The organism is Streptomyces sp. NPDC051987, assembly GCF_040680735.1.
GTDB lineage: Bacteria > Actinomycetota > Actinomycetes > Streptomycetales > Streptomycetaceae > Streptomyces.
Genome location: NZ_JBFAXI010000038.1, coordinates 1 through 17,105, shown reverse-complemented (window position 1 = coordinate 17,105; position 17,105 = coordinate 1). Strand labels below are relative to the sequence as shown.

12 protein-coding genes and 1 tRNA gene are annotated in these 17,105 nt (G+C 70.7%); 9 read left to right on the top strand and 4 right to left on the bottom strand.

Annotated elements, in window-relative coordinates; all coding sequences use genetic code 11:
- Nucleotides 1-79: 79 nt before the first annotated feature.
- Entirely contained in the window at nt 80-1,876 is a 1,797-nt protein-coding gene (locus AB0M11_RS21420; protein WP_365707716.1) for a lytic transglycosylase domain-containing protein, read from the bottom strand.
- Nucleotides 1,877-2,189: 313 nt separating this feature from the next.
- On the opposite strand from AB0M11_RS21420, the gene AB0M11_RS21415 reads away from it, so the two are divergent.
- Entirely contained in the window at nt 2,190-3,041 is an 852-nt protein-coding gene (locus tag AB0M11_RS21415) for a DUF4184 family protein (protein ID WP_365707714.1), read from the top strand.
- On the opposite strand, the gene AB0M11_RS21410 is transcribed toward AB0M11_RS21415, so the two are convergent.
- Both AB0M11_RS21410 and polA read right to left on the bottom strand, forming a co-directional pair.
- Nucleotides 2,977-3,354, bottom strand: a complete 378-nt coding sequence (locus AB0M11_RS21410) for a hypothetical protein (RefSeq protein WP_365707712.1) — start codon at nt 3,352-3,354, stop codon at nt 2,977-2,979. The two genes, AB0M11_RS21415 and AB0M11_RS21410, sit on opposite strands and share 65 nt — an antisense overlap.
- A 366-nt stretch (nt 3,355-3,720) precedes the next feature.
- Nucleotides 3,721-6,447: a DNA polymerase I gene (polA, locus tag AB0M11_RS21405; protein ID WP_365707710.1), complete on the bottom strand. Its 2,727-nt coding sequence runs from the start codon at nt 6,445-6,447 to the stop codon at nt 3,721-3,723.
- Nucleotides 6,448-6,870: 423 nt separating this feature from the next.
- Here polA and AB0M11_RS21400 point away from each other — a divergent pair, with 423 nt between their 5' ends.
- From AB0M11_RS21400 to AB0M11_RS21370, 7 genes are all read left to right on the top strand, one after another.
- Nucleotides 6,871-9,165 (top strand): FdhF/YdeP family oxidoreductase, encoded by a 2,295-nt coding sequence (locus tag AB0M11_RS21400; protein ID WP_365707708.1) that lies wholly within the window; start codon nt 6,871-6,873, stop codon nt 9,163-9,165.
- An 88-nt stretch (nt 9,166-9,253) separates the two neighbouring features.
- The gene (locus AB0M11_RS21395; protein WP_365707706.1) at nt 9,254-9,745 is read left to right on the top strand and encodes a hotdog fold thioesterase; all 492 of its coding nucleotides are present in this window, start codon (nt 9,254-9,256) and stop codon (nt 9,743-9,745) included.
- Between the two features lie 631 nt (nt 9,746-10,376).
- The gene (locus AB0M11_RS21390; protein ID WP_365707829.1) at nt 10,377-11,585 is read left to right on the top strand and encodes a branched-chain amino acid ABC transporter substrate-binding protein; all 1,209 of its coding nucleotides are present in this window, start codon (nt 10,377-10,379) and stop codon (nt 11,583-11,585) included.
- 112 nt (nt 11,586-11,697) lie between these two features.
- Nucleotides 11,698-12,636, top strand: coding sequence for a branched-chain amino acid ABC transporter permease (locus AB0M11_RS21385; RefSeq protein ID WP_365707704.1), 939 nt, complete (start codon nt 11,698-11,700; stop codon nt 12,634-12,636).
- 5 nt (nt 12,637-12,641) lie between these two features.
- The gene (locus AB0M11_RS21380) at nt 12,642-14,423 is read left to right on the top strand and encodes a branched-chain amino acid ABC transporter permease (protein WP_365707827.1); all 1,782 of its coding nucleotides are present in this window, start codon (nt 12,642-12,644) and stop codon (nt 14,421-14,423) included.
- A gap of 6 nt (nt 14,424-14,429) precedes the next feature.
- Nucleotides 14,430-15,365: an ABC transporter ATP-binding protein gene (locus AB0M11_RS21375; protein WP_365707702.1), complete on the top strand. Its 936-nt coding sequence runs from the start codon at nt 14,430-14,432 to the stop codon at nt 15,363-15,365.
- A complete protein-coding gene (locus tag AB0M11_RS21370) occupies nt 15,362-16,078 on the top strand; it encodes an ABC transporter ATP-binding protein (protein ID WP_365707700.1) in 717 nt (238 codons plus the stop codon). Before AB0M11_RS21375 ends, AB0M11_RS21370 begins: the two co-directional genes overlap by 4 nt.
- Before the next feature lie 132 nt (nt 16,079-16,210).
- Here AB0M11_RS21370 and AB0M11_RS21365 read toward each other — a convergent pair whose 3' ends face one another.
- On the bottom strand, nt 16,211-16,867 hold the full coding sequence (locus AB0M11_RS21365) for a response regulator (RefSeq protein WP_365707698.1): 657 nt from the start codon (nt 16,865-16,867) through the stop codon (nt 16,211-16,213).
- Between the two features lie 100 nt (nt 16,868-16,967).
- On the opposite strand from AB0M11_RS21365, the gene AB0M11_RS21360 reads away from it, so the two are divergent.
- Nucleotides 16,968-17,042: transfer RNA gene (locus AB0M11_RS21360), tRNA-Leu, on the top strand.
- The last annotated feature ends 63 nt before the right edge of the window (nt 17,043-17,105 follow it).

Below are 17,105 nucleotides of genomic sequence, written 5' to 3'. Positions count from 1 at the left end.
TTTAAACCGCGGTCGCCCGCCGCGGGCGGCCCCCCCGGGCGCCGGGGTGGGGGCCCCTCGGCGGCCGAACGACCGTGGATCAGGACGTGGCGGAGGCGCTCGGGGAAGCGGAGGCCGAAGCCGACGCGGAGGCGCTCGGGGAGGGCGAGGGGCTCGGTGACGGGTTGGACGAGGCGTCGGCCGCGGCGACCGTCAGGTCGACGGTGAGCGTCGCGCCGCCGGTGGTGGTGATGCGGAGCAGGAACGTGCCGGTGGTGTCGTCCGCGTACAGCTTGGGCAGCGTCAGCAGGCCGTCGGCGTCCGTCTGCAGGTCCGTGAGGGTACGGACGGCGTTGCCGTTCGCGTCCTTGAAGTACGGGCCCTTGTCGTTCTCGCCGGCGTCGTCCGCCGACTTGACGAGCGTGGCGGTGGCGGCGACCTTGCCGGCGGCGGCGCCCTTGTAGGTGGCCTTCGCCTGCACCTGGTCGGCGAACTCGCCGCCCGGCGTGCAGGTCAGCGCGGTGGTGTCGACGAGGGCGAGGGTGTCGGCGGCGCGCGCGGTGACGGTCGCGTCGTAGTCGACGCCCTTGGCCGCGCGGCCCACCACGGCGGCGTGCACCGTGAAGTCACCGGTCTTCTCGCCGGCCTGGAGGGCCGGGGCGAGGGCGATGCCCTTGCTGTCGGTGACGACCGTGGCGGCGCTCTCGCCGCCGGCGAAGGTCGCGTCCGTGTCCCCGACAATGGTGAAGCGGACCCGGACCTTGGCGACGATCCGGTCGGCCTTGGTCTCCGCGCGGATGCTGATCTGCTGGGCGAACGCGTCGCCGGCCATCGCCGTGAGCGTGCCGGTGCCCGTGCCCGCGTCCTCCAGGTGGTCCACGGTGTCGGTGGCCGTGGGCGGCAGGCTCGGCGTCGTGCTCGGGGTGCCCGGTGTGGGCTCGTGGGGGTTCGGCATGCTCTTGCCGGGCTGCTGCGTGGAGCCGTGGGAGCCGGAGCCGGACCCGGACCCCGAGCCGGAACCGGAACCGGGCGAGCCGTCGCTGCGGTGGTGCGGCAGCGTGCCGGTGCCGTCCGGGACCGAGTAGGTGCCCTTGCGGTAGTACTCGTACCAGGACATGACCAGGTTGAGGTAGGCCTGCGAGTCGTTGTAGCTGAGGATCGCGCTGTTCATGTCGGCCTGGACGGACAGGTCCCAGCCGTTGCGGCACAGGTAGTGGCCGGCGGCGAGCGCCGCGTCGTAGACGTTGTTGGGGTCCTTGACGCCGTCGCCGTTGCCGTCGCGGCCCGCCCACGCCCAGGTCGACGGGATGAACTGCATGGGGCCGACGGCCTGGTCGTACTCGCTGTTGCCGTCGTACTTGCCGCCGTCGGTGTCCGGGATGAGGGCGAAGCCGTTGCCGTCGAGCTGGGGGCCGAGGATCCGGTGCAGGGTGTTGCCCTCGGCGTCCACGTCACCGCCGCGGGCCTGGCCGGACTCCACCTTGCCGATGGCGGCGAGCAGCTGCCAGGGCAGGTTGCAGCCGGGCTTGGAAGCGCGCAGTTCCGCCTCGGCCTTCTTGTAGGCGTCCAGGACGGTGGCCGGTATGCCGGCCTCGGCCGCGCCCCGGGAGACGGCGGTGCCGATGCTCGGCGAGGTGACGGTGGGGCTCGTGCTGGGGTTCGGGCTGTTGAGCGGCGGCAGGTCCGTGTAGTACGGCGAGTCGCCGGTGGCACCGGCCGCGCCCGCCCCGTCGGTCCCGTCGGGCACGGAGGTGCTGGCGCCGGCGTTGGCCTGTCTGCCCGTGACTCCGGTCGTGGCGCCCGGCGCCTGGGACGCGGACAGTGCCGCTACCGCCAACGCGGCCGCGGCGGTCGTCGCCGCTCCCTTGCGCAGCCGCCTGCCGAATTGCGCCGCCATAAGGTGAACCCCTCCCCTGGGCGCCTTCTGAGCGCCCGTCTCCGACTGTCTGCTCGCCCCTGATGGGACGGTCGACCCGGTGCTGTGGTTGCCTCTTGTTACCTCTTTCGCGTGGTGAGGTAGTGCGTCCGGCCGTGCACGCCGGGCGGCGACCCAGGCGACCCTACGACAACTTCCTTGCCACGGACACCCACCGGTGCCCGGTTTTCACCAGTTGGCCATCTCCCGTTGAACGAGGGTGGCGTGGCGGATACTTGCCGTACGCGATCACTTGTTCGGCGCTCCGGCCGACGACTGTTCCAGGGGGTTCCGGATGCCGTTCACGCTCAGCCACGCCGCCGCCGTGCTGCCCGCCGTGCGCGGGGACGGGACGGGACGGGGACGGCTGGTGCCGGCGGTGCTCGTCGCAGGGTCCTTCTCCCCCGACCTCACCTACTACGCGGCGGGCGTGGTGCCGGGTGCGATGGAGTTCGGCGAGTTCACGCACTCCTTCACCGGTGTGTTCACCGTCGACGTGCTCTTCTCCTGGGCCCTGGTGGCGCTGTGGCTGCTGGTCCGGGAACCGCTCGTGGCCCTCGCGCCCCGCGCCCGGCAGGGGCGAGCGGCCGCGCTGCTGCGCTGCGGGGCGCCACGCGCGCGCGGCGGGCTGCGGCCGGCTGCGTGGTGGTACGTGTCCGCCGTGCTCGGCGCGCTCACCCATGTGGTCTGGGACGCGTTCACGCACCACGACCGATGGGGGACGCGGCTGATCCCGGCGATCGGCCGGAACGTTGCGGGCCTGCCGCTCTACACCCTGCTCCAGTACGGCAGTTCGGTGGTGGGTGCGGCCGTGCTCGCGGTGTTCGCGGTCCGCGCGGTGCGGCGGGCGCCGGCGACGGCGACGGCCGGGGAGCCGGTGGGGGTGCCACTGCTGTCGGTACGGGACCGGTGGTGGGCCGTGAGCGGGATGGCCGGCTGCGTCCTGCTGGCGGCGATGCTCCGGGCGGTGCGATGGTGGGCCTACTGGGGGGCGGTCGCGAAGCCCTGGGAGCTGCTTCCCCCGCTGCTGTTCGGAGCGGGCGCGGGGCTGCTCCTCGGGGTGGTGGGCTACGCCGTGGCGGTCAGGGTGTGGCGTCCGGCTCCGGTGGCCGCAGCCGTGCGGCGGAGTCCGTTCGCCGTTCGGTGAGGCTCGCCACGAACACGGACATGGTGCGGGGGCGGCGGGGGCCGGGGAGCGCGGTGAGGAGCAGCGCGAGGTAGCTGCGGGCCAGGTCGAGCCACTGACGCAGATCGAGGCGGGCGCGGAGCCTGCGGCGGAGACGGGTGGCCGTTCGGCGCACGGTGACGACGAGGTCGGCGGGGATGCGGGCGGAACTGGCGCCGGCCGCCTGGGCCGGGGCCGACGAGGACGCCGTGACCTGTGCGGTGGCAGAGGCGGAACGAGCCTTGGCCCAGGGCCTGCTCTGGGGCGTCCGGCGGTGAACCATACGTATACCCATGGCCGCATCCTTGCCGGTGGCGGCGCCCGGGGCGTTCCGGCGGGGGCCACGCGAGTGACGGGGCGCCGCCCCCTCTTCTTTCCCCCGCCGCAACGGCGCGCAGCCCGCCAGGCGCTTTCCGGCGGTGCCGAACAGCGCGCGTGGGTCCGGCACCGCCGCGAGCCGCCGCCGTGGCTGAGCACCACTGCGGCGGAGAGAGAAACGGCGACGGAAGAACCGCAGGAAAGGACCAGCGCCCCCTGTCGGCCCCTTCACAGCGGGCCCACTGTCAGCCCTCTGGGCAGCGCGCCACCGTCGGCAACCCTCGCAGCACGCTCGCTGTCGGCCCCCTCTGCAGCGCCCCCCCGTCGGCTTTCGCGCCGGCGGCTAGTGCGCTGCTGACTCCCAGTCCGGGCCCACGCCCACCGAGACGTCCAGGGGGGCTCTGAGGTGGACCGCGGTGGACATCTGGGCGCGCAGGAGGGACTCGACCCGGTCACGCTCGCCGGGGGCGATCTCCAGGACGATTTCGTCGTGGACTTGGAGGAGCATGCGGGACTTCAGTTCCGCCTCGCGCAGCGCGCCGTCCACCCTCAGCATGGCGATCTTCACGATGTCCGCGGCCGTGCCCTGGATGGGCGCGTTGAGCGCCATCCGCTCGGCCGCCTCCCGGCGCTGGCGGTTGTCGCTGTTGAGGTCGGGGAGGTAGCGGCGGCGCCCGAAGAGCGTCGCCGTGTAACCGGTGGCACGCGCCTCGTCGACGACCCGGCGCAGGTAGTCGCGGACCCCGCCGAACCGCTCGAAGTACGTGTCCATCAGGACCCGCGCCTCGCCCGCGTCGATGTTCAGCTGCTGGGAGAGGCCGAACGCCGACAGGCCGTAGGCCAGTCCGTACGACATCGCCTTGATCTTGCGGCGCATCTCCGCGTCGACGGCCGAGCGGTCGACGTCGAACACCTGGGAGGCGACCGTGTTGTGCAGGTCCTCCCCGGAGGTGAACGCCTCGATCAGGCCCTCGTCCTCGGAGAGGTGGGCCATCACGCGCAGCTCGATCTGGCTGTAGTCGGCGGTCATCAGCGACTCGAAGCCCTCGCCGACGACGAAGCCCCGGCGGATCGCCCGGCCCTCGTCGGTGCGGACCGGGATGTTCTGGAGGTTCGGGTCGGTCGAGGAGAGCCGGCCGGTCGCGGCGACCGTCTGGTTGAAGGTGGTGTGGATACGGCCGTCGGCGGCTACGGTCTTGATCAGGCCCTCGACCGTGACCCGCAGCTTGGCCTGCTCGCGGTGCCGGAGCATGATCACCGGCAGTTCGTTGTCGGTCTGGCCGGCGAGCCAGGCGAGGGCGTCGGCGTCGGTGGTGTACCCGGTCTTGGTCTTCTTCGTCTTCGGCAGGGCCAGTTCGCCGAAGAGGACCTCCTGGAGCTGCTTGGGCGAGCCCAGGTTGAACTCGTGGCCGGCCGCCGCGTGCGCCTCCTTCACGGCCTGCTGCACCGCGCCCGCGAACATCTGCTCCATCGCTTCGAGGTGCGCGCGGTCCGCCGCGATGCCGTTCCGCTCCATCCGGGCGAGCAGGACGGAGGTGGGCAGCTCCATGTCACGGAGCAGGTCCGCCGCGCCGACCTCCGCCAGGCGCTCCTCGAAGGCCTCGCCGAGGTCGAGGATCGCGCGGGCCTGGATCATCAGCGCCTCGGCCTCGGCCCCGTCGTCCGCGCCGAACGCCAGCTGGCCGTCGGCCGCGGCGGCGGGGGCCAGCTCGCGGTGCAGGTACTCCATGGACAGCGCGTCGAGGTCGAAGGAGCGACGGCCGGGCTTGACCAGGTAGGCCGCGAGCGCGGTGTCCATGCTGACGCCCTCGACGGTCCAGCCGTGCTCGGCGAAGACCCGCATGGCGCCCTTGGCGTTGTGCAGGACCTTGGGCCGGGCGGCGTCGGCCAGCCAGGCCGCCCACGCGTTCTCGTCGGCCTCGTCGAGTTCCGCCGGGTCGAACCAGGCCGCCGCTCCGCCGGCCGCGGCCAGGGCGACCTCGGCGACCGAGCCGGTGCCGAGCGCCCAGGTGTCGACGGTGGCGATGCCCAGCGGCCCGGTGCCGTGCTCGGCGAGCCAGCCGGTCAGCTCGCCGGTGCTGAGGACGGAGCCGTCGACCTCCACGCCGGCCTCGGTGATCGGCGTGGACTCGGCCTCCTCGGCGCCGGGATCGACGGCGTAGAGCCGCTCGCGCAGCGAGGGGTTGCGGATCTCCAGGGTGTCCAGGATCATCGCGACGCTCTTGCGGTCGTACGGCGCGCGCGCCAGGTCCGCGACCGACTTCGGCAGCTCCACGCCGCGCTCCAGCTCGGTGAGCCGGCGGTTGAGCTTGACCGACTCCAGGTGGTCGCGGAGGTTCTGGCCGGCCTTGCCCTTCACCTCGTCGACGCGCTCCACCAGCTCGGCGAAGGAGCCGAACTGGTTGATCCACTTGGCGGCGGTCTTCTCGCCGACGCCGGGGATGCCGGGGAGGTTGTCGGACGGGTCGCCGCGCAGGGCGGCGAAGTCGGGGTACTGGGCGGGCGTCAAGCCGTACTTCTCGAAGACCTTCTCCGGGGTGAACCGGGTCAGCTCGGAGACGCCCTTGGTCGGGTAGAGGACCGTGGTGTGCTCGGTCACCAGCTGGAAGGAGTCGCGGTCGCCGGTGACGATCAGGACCTCGAAGCCCTCGGCCTCGGCCTGGGTGGCGAGGGTGGCGATGATGTCGTCGGCCTCGAAGCCCTCGACGGCGAAGCGCTGGGCGTGCATGGCGTCGAGCAGCTCGCCGATCAGCTCGACCTGGCCCTTGAACTCGTCCGGGGTCTTGGAGCGGTTCGCCTTGTACTCGGTGAACTCCTCGGAGCGCCAGGTCTTGCGGGAGACGTCGAACGCCACCGCGAAGTGCGTGGGCGCCTCGTCACGCAGGGTGTTGGCCAGCATCGACGCGAAGCCGTAGATCGCGTTCGTCGGCTGGCCCGTCGCGGTCGTGAAGTTCTCCGCGGGCAGCGCGAAGAACGCGCGGTAGGCCAGCGAGTGCCCGTCCATGAGCATCAGCCGGGGACGGGTACCGCCGGGGGTCTTGTCGGTCTGCTTCGCTGCTGTCTCTGCCACGCCCCCGATCCTGCCACGCCGCACTGACAGTGAGGGCCGACGGCCGGAGGTGCGCCGAGCCAGGCACCGCCGGACACCGCCGTCGTGGCTGATCGCCGCGGCGGCGGGTAGAACGTGCGGCGGCTTCGAAGCAGGGGGCGAGGTGAGCCGGGAGCGCGCCGGAAGGGCGCGGCCCATGCCGGGCGAGGTGCGGGAGGCGTGCGGCCCTGCCGGGCACGGTGCGCCGAGCCAGGCACCGCCGGACACCGCCGTCGTGGCTGATCGCCGCGGCGGCGGGTAGAACGTGCGGCGGCTTGGGAGCAGGGGGCGCGGCGAGGCGGCGGCTTTGGGTTGTGGCGGGGGCCCGTGCTCGGTCGTTGTCGGTGGCGCGTGCGAGGATCGGGGGCGCAGGGCAGTCGTGCCGGTGTAGAGGGAGAGCGTGCGATGGCGACGAAGCCGCCCAAGGGGGATCCGGTCCAGGACGCGCCGCAGGTCGCGGAGCCGAAGCACGCGGCCGCGGGGCTGCCCGCGATCGGGCACACCCTGCGCATCGCCCAGCAGCAGATGGGCGTGAAGCGCACCGCGCTGACGCTGCTGCGGGTGAACCAGAAGGACGGCTTCGACTGCCCCGGCTGCGCCTGGCCGGAGCCCGAGCACCGGCACACGGCCGAGTTCTGCGAGAACGGGGCCAAGGCGGTGGCCGAGGAGGCCACCCTCCGCCGGGTGACGCCCGAGTTCTTCGCGGCGCACTCGGTCGCCGACCTGCACCACCGCAGCGGTTACTGGCTCGGCCAGCAGGGGCGGCTCACCCACCCCATGTACCTCGCCGAGGGCGCCGAGCACTACGAGCCGGTCAGCTGGGAGCGCGCCTTCGACATCATCGGCGAGGAGATCGCCGCCCTCGGCTCACCCCACGAGGCCGTCTTCTACACCTCGGGCCGGACCAGCAACGAGGCCGCGTTCCTGTACCAGCTCTTCGCGCGCGAGCTCGGCACCAACAACCTGCCGGACTGCTCGAACATGTGCCACGAGTCCTCGGGCTCGGCGCTGAGCGAGACGATCGGCATCGGCAAGGGCAGCGTCCTGCTGGAGGACCTGTACAAGGCCGACCTGATCATCGTCGCCGGGCAGAACCCGGGCACCAACCACCCCCGGATGCTCTCCGCCCTGGAGAAGGCCAAGGCCAACGGCGCGAAGATCATCAGCGTCAATCCGCTCCCGGAGGCCGGCCTGGAGCGGTTCAAGAACCCGCAGACCCCCCAGGGCATGCTCAGGGGCGCCGCCCTCACCGACCTGTTCCTGCAGATCCGCATCGGCGGCGACCAGGCCCTGTTCCGGCTCCTCAACAAGCTCGTCCTGGAGACGGAGGGCGCGGTCGACGAGGAGTTCGTCAGGGAGCACACCCACGGGTTCGAGGAGTTCGCCGAGGCCGCCCGCGCCGCCGACTGGCACGAGACGCTGACCGCCACCGGCCTCACCCGTGCGGAGATCGAGGAGGCGCTGCGCCTGGTGCTCGCCTCGCAGCGCACCATCGTCTGCTGGGCGATGGGCCTCACCCAGCACAAGCACTCGGTGCCGACCATCCGCGAGGTCGTCAACTTCCTGCTGCTGCGCGGCAACATCGGCCGCACCGGCGCGGGCGTGTGCCCGGTCCGCGGCCATTCGAACGTACAGGGCGACCGCACGATGGGCATCTTCGAGCGGCCGGCCCCCGCCTTCCTGGACGCCCTGGAGAAGGAGTTCGGTTTCGCGCCCCCGCGCGAGCACGGCTTCGACGTCGTCCGGGCGATCCGCGCGCTGCGCGACGGCGAGGCGAAGGTCTTCTTCGCGATGGGGGGCAACTTCGTCGCGGCCACCCCCGACACCGAGGTCACCGAGGCGGCCGTGCGGCGGGCCCGGCTGACCGTGCACGTGTCGACGAAGCTCAACCGCTCGCACGTCGTCACGGGCGCGCGGGCGCTGATTCTGCCGACGCTCGGCCGGACCGAGCGCGATCTGCAGGGCGGTGGCGAGCAGTTCGTCACCGTCGAGGACTCGATGGGCATGGTGCACGCCTCGCGCGGCCGTCTGGAGCCCGCGAGCCCGTACCTGCTGTCGGAGCCGGCGATCGTGTGCCGGCTGGCCCGCCGGGTGCTCGGCGACAGCAGCCGTACGCCGTGGGAGGAGTTCGAGAGGGACTACGCGTCGATCCGGGACCGCATCGCGCGCGTGATCCCCGGTTTCGACGACTTCAACGCGCGCGTGGCGCGCCCCGGCGGTTTCGCGCTTCCGCACGCCCCGCGCGACGAGCGCCGTTTCCCGACGGCCACCGGCAAGGCGAACTTCACGGCGGCTCCGGTCGAGTACCCCGAACTGCCCGAGGGGCGGCTGCTGTTGCAGACGCTGCGCTCGCACGACCAGTACAACACCACGATCTACGGCCTGGACGACCGGTACCGCGGCATCCGGAACGGCCGCCGGGTGGTCCTGGTGCATCCGGAGGACGCCCGGCTGCTGGGCGTGGCCGACGGGTCGTACGTGGACCTGGTCAGCGAGTGGAAGGACGGCGTGGAGCGCCGGGCGCCCGGCTTCCGGGTGGTGCACTACCCGACCGCCCGTGGCTGCGCGGCCGCGTACTACCCGGAGACCAATGTGCTGGTGCCGCTCGACGCGACCGCGGACACCAGCAACACCCCGGCCAGCAAGTCCGTGGTGGTCCGTCTGGAGAGCGGGGCGCAGCAGCCGACGGCCGCCGTCTGAGCGCCCGCTCAGCGCGTCTGGAAGAATCGGCGGCCCACTGAGCGTTTGCTCAGGATCGAGTCAGCCGCACGACGAACGGAGCCGGCCCATGGGCGAGCAGCAGCACGTGAAGTTCCCGCAGGAGGTCATCGACGAGTACGCCTCGCTCGGCGTCGACCTGCAGGCCCTGTTCTCGGCCGGCCACCTGGGCAACCGCATGGGCGTGCAGATCGTGGAGGCCTCGGCGGACCGGGTCGTCGGCACCATGCCGGTGGAGGGCAACACCCAGCCGTACGGGCTGCTGCACGGCGGTGCCAGCGCGGTGCTGGCGGAGACCCTCGGTTCGGTCGGTTCGATGCTGCACGGCGGCAGTTCGAAGATCGCGGTCGGGGTCGACCTGAACTGCACGCACCACCGCGGGGTCCGCTCCGGCCTGGTCACGGGTGTGGCCACGCCCGTCCACCAGGGGCGCTCGACGGCGACGTACGAGATCGTGGTCAGCGACGAGGAGGGCCGCCGGGTGTGCACCGCCCGCCTCACCTGCCTGCTGCGTGACGTGCGCCCGGCCGACGGGGCCCAACTCCGGGGCACCGGCGCCTGACCGGCGCCGCGGCGGGGCGAGAGGCCTCGGCAGAAAGGCCTCGGCAGGCGGGCAGTTCGGCGGGCGAGGGGCCTCGGCACCGCGAGCCGGGGCCGGCGCTCCGCCCGGTAAGAGAACGACGCCCGGCAGCCCCGTCCCCCCGGCGCGCCCCGCCCGTACCCGCGCCCGGCGGCGAGAAATGCGAAAAACTTCCGAAGGCTTGACTTTCTTTCCCCGGCGTAACTCTACGTAATACGCGTGTAATCCGCATTCGCTGTTCCACCCCAGTTCCCGGGGCGCGACGCGTCTCCCGCCCGCCCCGGAAGTCGCCCACAGCAACGGTTGGGCGTCATGTCCAAAACCGCCGAGACACCTGAACGGATCACGCCGGGTCCTGCAGGTTCTCAGAATGCGGACGGGGCGAATCGGGCTCAATTCCTGCTTTCCCCCCACCCTGTACCGCTCTGCATTACCTCGTGTCATAACAAGAGCGTCACAGCCTTCGACAAGACCTCCTCCACGTTCCTCACCCGCGCTTAGAGTCACGGCCAGTCACCGCTCCATGGGGAGTTCGGTACCGGCGCGGCGCTCGTCGTTCCCTGCGAGGGATGCGTGCTGCCCGCGGAAAGGATCGATTGTGCGAACGCGTTCTCTGGTGATTCTTACCTCGGTGTTGACCACCGGAGCCCTGACCCTCACCGCCTGCGGCTCCCGCGACAGCGACAGCAAGGGCGGCGACAGCGGCAACGTGACGGTCACGATCGGCGTCGATGCCCCGCTGACCGGCCAGAACTCCGCGACGGGTCTCGGCATCCAGTACGGCGCCCAGATCGCCGTCGACGACGCCAACAAGAACAAGACCGTCCCGGGCGTCACCTTCAAGATCAAGGCTCTGGACGACAAGGCGATTCCGGCCACCGGCCAGCAGAACGCCACCCAGCTCGTCTCCGACAAGAACGTGCTCGGCGTCGTCGGCCCGCTCAACTCCGGTGTGGCCACGCAGATGCAGCAGGTCTTCGCCACCGCCAACCTGGTGGAGATCTCGCCGTCGAACACCAACCCCGAGCTGACCATGGGCAAGAACTGGCAGACCAGCCCGTCCCGCCCGTTCAAGACGTACTTCCGCACCGCCACCACGGACGCCCTGCAGGGCGCCTACGCGGCGGACTACGCCTACAACGGCGCCAAGAAGAAGAAGGCCTTCGTCGTCGACGACAAGCAGACCTACGGCGCCGGTCTTTCCAAGATCTTCCAGGAGCAGTTCGTCAAGCAGGGCGGCAAGGTCATCGGGACCGACCACGTCAACACCGGCGACCGCGACTTCTCCACCCTGGTCACCAAGATCAAGAACTCCGGCGCCGACCTGCTCTACTACGGCGGCCAGTACGACGAGGCCCAGGTGCTGACCAAGCAGCTCAAGGCCGCGGGCGCCAACATCCCGCTGTTCGGCGGCGACGGCATCTTCAGCGACACCTACATCAAGACCGCCGGCAAGTCCGCCGAGGGCGACCTCGCCACGTCCATCGGCGTCCCGGTCGACACCCTGCCCGCCGCCAAGGACTTCGTGGCCACCTACAAGGCCAAGAAGTACCCCGGCGACTACGGCACCTACGGCTCGTACGCCTACGACGCCACCACCGCGATCATCAAGGCCGTCGGCACCGTCGTGAAGGACGGCAAGGTCCCCTCCGACGCCCGTTCGCAGATCGTCAGCGCCGTCCAGAGCACCTCCTTCGAGGGCATCTCCGGCAAGATCTCGTTCGACCAGTACGGCGACACCACGAACAAGCAGCTGACCGTCTACAAGGTCGTCAACGGCGCGTGGAAGTCCGTCCAGAGCGGCGTGGCCACGCCGAAGTAACCGGTCACACCGGCACATCGCACCACCAGGGCCGCGCGGCGCAGACCAACCGTCACCGCGCGGCCCGCCTTCTACGCCCCCCTGACTCTCCCCACCACATGGAGGCCATGCGGTGAACACCCTGCCGCAGCAGCTGGCCAACGGGCTGTTCCTCGGCTCGATGTACGGTCTGATCGCCATCGGCTACACGATGGTGTACGGCATCGTCCAGCTCATCAACTTCGCCCACGGCGAGATCTTCATGACCGGAGGCTTCGGCGCCCTCACGGTCTACCTTCTCCTGCCGGACGGCATATCCATGTGGGTAGCCCTGCCGGCGATGCTCATCGGCGGTGCCCTGGTCTCCGTCCTCATCGCCGTCGGTGCCGAACGCTTCGCCTACCGGCCGCTGCGCGGCGCACCACGCCTCGCGCCGCTGATCACCGCGATCGGCCTGTCGCTCGCGCTGCAGCAGGCGGTCTTCAACTGGTACCACGTCGGCGGCGACGCCAAGACCGCCCGGGTCTTCCCGCAACTCCCGTTCGGCCCACTGCACATCGGCTCGGTGACCGTGCAGAGCGGTGACATCTTCCTGATCATCGCCGCCCCGCTGTGCATGGCGATCCTCGCCCTGTTCGTCCGGCTCTCCCGCACCGGCCGCGCCATGCAGGCCACCGCCCAGGACCCGGACACCGCACAGCTGATGGGCATCGACACCAACCGCATCATCGTCATCGCCTTCGCGATCGGCGGCTTCTTCGCGGCCGTCGCCGGTGTCTCCTACGGCCTCAAGTACGGCTCGGTCTCCTACGACATGGGCTTCATCGCCGGTCTGAAGGCGTTCACCGCGGCCGTCCTCGGCGGCATCGGCAACATCTACGGCGCCATGCTCGGCGGCCTCGTCCTCGGTATCGCCGAGGCCATGGCCACCGCCTACATCGCCAACATCCCCGGCATGCAGCAGCTCGGCGGCGGCGGCTGGGCCTCCGTGTGGGCCTTCGTCCTGCTGATCCTGGTCCTCCTCTTCAGACCACAGGGTCTGCTCGGCGAACGCGTCGCGGACAGGGCGTGAGCAGCATGACCGAGACCACCACCATCTCCCCGGCGGCGCCGGAGCGCGGGCCCGTCCCGCTGCCCCTGTCCGTCGCCCGGCTGCTCGTCGTCGTGGGCGCCGTCGGCACCATCGCCAGCACCTTCCTCAGCTGGACCTGGACGTCCGACTTCCCCGGCGACCTGACGGTCTACGGCTACCCGGCCGGCCTGCAGATCCTCGCCCTCGTGGGCGGCGCCCTCACCCTGCTGTTCGGGCTGACCCTGTGGGACGTCAAGTGGCTGCGCTGGCTCAACCCGGCGGGCGCCACCTCCCCGGTCTTCCTGACCGCCCTCTCGGCGTTCGCCGTCTGCTGGTTCACCGGCATCGCCATCGCCGTCGACCTCGGCGGCCTGGTCAACCTCGACCCGGGCGCCTACGTGGCGATGGCGGCCTCCGCGCTGCCCGTCGTCGGCGCCCTCGCGCTGCCCCACCCGGCCCCCGGCACCGGCTTCCGCGGCTACCTGACCAAGCCTCAGCTGCCCGCCGCCGGCAAGGCGTCGCCGATCACCGAGCGCATCGTCCTCACGGTCGGCGTCGCGCTCGGCCTGCTGGCCTTCTCCTACGGCATCGGCATCGACAACGACGCCAGCGAGACCTTCATCGGCTACCTGCTGCTGCTCGTCTTCGCCGCCTGGGGTCTGATGCACACCGGCCTCGTCGACCGCTTCGCGACCACCGCGGCACACCACAAGGGGTTCGCCTCGACGCTCGCCTTCGTCGCCGCCGTGATCTTCCCGTTCACCCAGAGCGACGACCACAACGCCAACGTCGGCGTGAACATCCTGATCTTCGCCACCGTGGCCCTCGGCCTGAACATCGTGGTCGGCCTGACCGGCCTGCTCGACCTCGGTTACGTCGCCTTCCTCGGCGTCGGCGCCTACGCCGCCGCGCTGGTCTCCGGCTCGGAGTACTCCCGGTTCTCCGGCGTGCACTTCCCGTTCTGGGCCGCGGCCCTCACCGGCATGGCCGCCTCGCTGGTCTTCGGTGTGCTGATCGGCGCCCCGACGCTGCGGCTGCGCGGCGACTACCTGGCCATCGTCACGCTCGGCTTCGGTGAGATCTTCCGGATCACCGTCAACAACCTGGACGGCACCTCCGGCCCGAACATCACCCGCGGCCCCAACGGCATCACCCAGATCCCGGACCTGAACATCTTCGGGTTCAACCTGGGCGAGTCGCACGACGTCCTCGGGCACAGTCTGGGCCGGTTCGCCAACTACCTGTTCCTAATGCTCATCGTCACGGCGATCGTCGTGCTCGTCTTCACCCGCGCCGCCGACTCCCGTATCGGCCGCTCCTGGATCGCCATCCGCGAGGACGAGACCGCCGCCACCGCCATGGGCATCAACGGCTTCCGCGTCAAGCTGATCGCCTTCGCCCTCGGCGCCTCCCTCGCGGGTCTCGCCGGCACCGTGATGGCGCACGTCAACTACAGCGTGAACCCGCAGCCGTACCAGTTCGCCGGCGCCGCGCCGCCCAACTCGGCCTTCCTGCTGGCCGCCGTCGTCCTCGGCGGCATGGGCACCGTCAGCGGTCCGCTGCTCGGCGCCAGCGTGCTCTACCTGGTCCCGGAGAAGCTCCAGTTCCTGCAGAACTACGAGCTGTTCGCCTTCGGCGTCGCGCTGATCCTGCTGATGCGGTTCCGGCCGGAGGGCATCATCGCCAACCGCCGCCGCCAGCTGGAGTTCCACGAGACCGGCCAGCTCGACGTCCCGGCACAGGCGACGCTGAGCGACGACGCGGCCGTCACCAAGGCAGGGGCGTAAGGAACCATGACGACACCTGTACTCGAAGCCCGTGACGTCACCATGCGGTTCGGCGGTCTGACCGCCGTCCGGTCCGTGGACTTCACGGTCAACAGCGGCGAGATCGTCGGCCTGATCGGCCCGAACGGCGCCGGCAAGACCACCTTCTTCAACTGCCTCACCGGGCTGTACGTGCCCACCGAGGGCACCGTTTCCTACCAGGGCAAGGTGCTGCCGCCCAAGCCGCACCTGGTGACGCAGGCGGGCATCGCGCGGACGTTCCAGAACATCCGGCTCTTCGCCAACATGACCGTCCTGGAGAACGTCCTCGTGGGCCGCCACACGCGGACCAAGGAGGGCCTGTGGTCCGCGCTGCTGCGCGGGCCCGGCTTCCGCAAGGCCGAGAAGGAGTCCGAGGCGCGGGCCATGGAGCTCCTGGAGTTCATCGGCCTCGCCGCCAAGCGCGACCACCTCGCGCGCAACCTGCCCTACGGCGAGCAGCGCAAGCTGGAGATCGCGCGGGCGCTGGCCAGCGAGCCGGGTCTGCTGCTGCTCGACGAGCCGACGGCCGGCATGAACCCGCAGGAGACCCGGGCCACCGAGGAACTGGTCTTCGCCATCCGGGACAAGGGCATCGCCGTCCTCGTCATCGAGCACGACATGCGCTTCATCTTCAACCTGTGCGACCGGGTAGCCGTCCTCGTGCAGGGCGAGAAGCTCGTCGAGGGCACCTCCGACGTCGTCCAGGCGGACGACCGGGTCGTCGCCGCCTATCTGGGCGAGCCCTTCGAGGGCGATCCCGGGACGGCGGAGGCAGCCGAGGTCGAGGCCGCGGAGGCAGCCGCCGCGGCGGAGACCGCCGACGCGGCGCCGGCCGCAGACGCGGCGTCGGCCGCAGACGCGGAGGCCGCAGGCGCGGAGGCCACGGAGGCGGACAGCACCACCAAGGGAGAGGCCCAGTGACCGCACTGCTGGAGGTCGAGGACCTCAGGGTCGCCTACGGCAAGATCGAGGCCGTGAAGGGCATCTCGTTCAGCGTCGAGGCCGGTCAGGTCGTGACCCTCATCGGCACCAACGGCGCCGGCAAGACGACGACCCTGCGTACCCTGTCGGGGCTGCTCAAGCCCGCCTCGGGGAAGGTCGTGTTCGACGGCAAACCGCTCAGCGGGGTTCCGGCGCACAAGATCGTCGCGCTCGGACTCGCCCACTCCCCCGAGGGCCGGCACATCTTCCCGCGCCTGACCATCGCCGAGAACCTGCAGCTCGGTGCGTTCCTCCGCAAGGACAAGGCGGGCATCGAACGGGACATCCAGCGAGCCTACGACCTCTTCCCGATCCTGGGCGAGCGGCGCAAGCAGGCCGCCGGCACGCTCTCGGGCGGTGAGCAGCAGATGCTGGCGATGGGGCGGGCGCTGATGTCCCAGCCGAAGCTGCTGATGCTGGACGAGCCGTCGATGGGTCTGTCGCCGATCATGATGCAGAAGATCATGGCGACGATCCTTGAGCTGAAGTCGCAGGGGACGACGATCCTGCTGGTCGAGCAGAACGCACAGGCGGCTCTTTCGCTGGCCGATCAGGGGCACGTCATGGAGGTCGGCTCCATCGTGCTGTCGGGCAGTGGGCAGGATCTGCTGCACGACGAGTCGGTCCGGAAGGCATATCTCGGCGAGGACTGACGGTCGTGGGGCACTGCCGGCCGGATGTGGCTGGTCGCGCAGTGCCCCGCGCCCGTGGCGCTGCCCTGAACGGCAGTACAAAGGCCCGCGCTCCCTTCTCCGGGGCGCGGGCCTTGTCGTGCGGAAGGGTTGTCACGCCTTGCCGGACTTCTTCTCCTCGCTGTCCGCGATGACGGCCTCGGCGACCTGCTGCATCGACATGCGGCGGTCCATCGACGTCTTCTGGATCCAGCGGAAGGCGGCCGGCTCGGTCAGGCCGTACTCGGTCTGGAGGACGGACTTCGCGCGGTCGACCAGCTTGCGGGTCTCCAGGCGCTGGCTGAGGTCGGCGACCTCCTTCTCCAGCTGCCGCAGCTCGTTGAAGCGGGAGACGGCCATCTCGATCGCCGGAACGACGTCGCTCTTGCTGAACGGCTTGACCAGGTACGCCATCGCGCCGGCGTCCCGGGCCCGCTCCACCAGGTCCCGCTGCGAGAAGGCGGTGAGCATCAGGACCGGGGCGATGGACTCCTCGGCGATCTTCTCGGCCGCCGAGATGCCGTCCAGCTTGGGCATCTTGACGTCCAGGATGACCAGGTCGGGGCGGTGCTCGCGGGCCAGCTCGACGGCCTGTTCGCCGTCACCGGCCTCACCGACGACCGTGTACCCCTCCTCCTCCAGCATCTCTTTCAGGTCGAGCCGGATCAGGGCCTCGTCCTCGGCGATGACGACACGGGTCGTCAGCGGAGGCACATGCGACTTGTCGTCGTCGGGTTCGTCGACTGGCTGGGGCGACTCGGCGGCGGTCACGGGGGCTCCTCGTTCAGGGCAGGGGTACTGCTGACAAGAGCCTACCTAGCTACGGTATGGTGGACGCGCGGAGGGTCGGGGATCACCTTTGATTCTTCGAGCCCCGGTAGCCCAATTGGCAGCAGGCAACGGATTCAAAACCCGTACAGTGTCGGTTCGAGTCCGACCCGGGGCACTTTTCCTTGGATTCCAAGGTCGCGTTTTATGTGTGGCCGAAGGGCCCTCCGCAGGACGGAGG